This window comes from Gilvimarinus gilvus, assembly GCF_030518155.1.
Classification (GTDB): Bacteria; Pseudomonadota; Gammaproteobacteria; order Pseudomonadales; family Cellvibrionaceae; genus Gilvimarinus; species Gilvimarinus gilvus.
Genome location: NZ_JAULRU010000339.1, coordinates 1 through 360, shown reverse-complemented (window position 1 = coordinate 360; position 360 = coordinate 1). Strand labels below are relative to the sequence as shown.

The window sequence follows — 360 nt, the reverse complement described above, 5'->3', positions numbered from 1 at the left end:
AGCCTGGATGTTGATTTGAGTTTCACCGATTCCATCCCCAATTAAAGGGTTTCTGAAGTAGTTTTGATCATGTGTTGATGTGCTCATTTAGTCGTTCCTGGATGACGATATATCCTTGCTAGGCAAGGCTAACCACCGTCTGGGTTAGCCTCCTGTAGTATTTCCATCACACTTGATTGAGATACTCTCGAGTTATAGAACGTACCAGCTGGCTTAGAGCTAGCCCCTTACTATCGGCTATTTGTTTAAGTTTCAGCGCATCATCCTGAAGAACGTAAAAATCTATTCTTACCTTTGAGCGCTGCGCTCGAGGGCGACCACCAATAGCGTGTTCTATCTCTGCCATGGTTTGTAGCTTCA

Annotated in this window: 1 protein-coding gene; it reads right to left on the bottom strand. The window is 44.7% G+C overall.

Annotated elements, in window-relative coordinates:
• Positions 1 to 166 precede the first annotated feature (166 nt).
• Positions 167 to 360, bottom strand: a 194-nt coding sequence (locus tag QWI17_RS05710; protein ID WP_302721550.1) for a hypothetical protein, incomplete at its 5' end; no start/stop codon positions are given.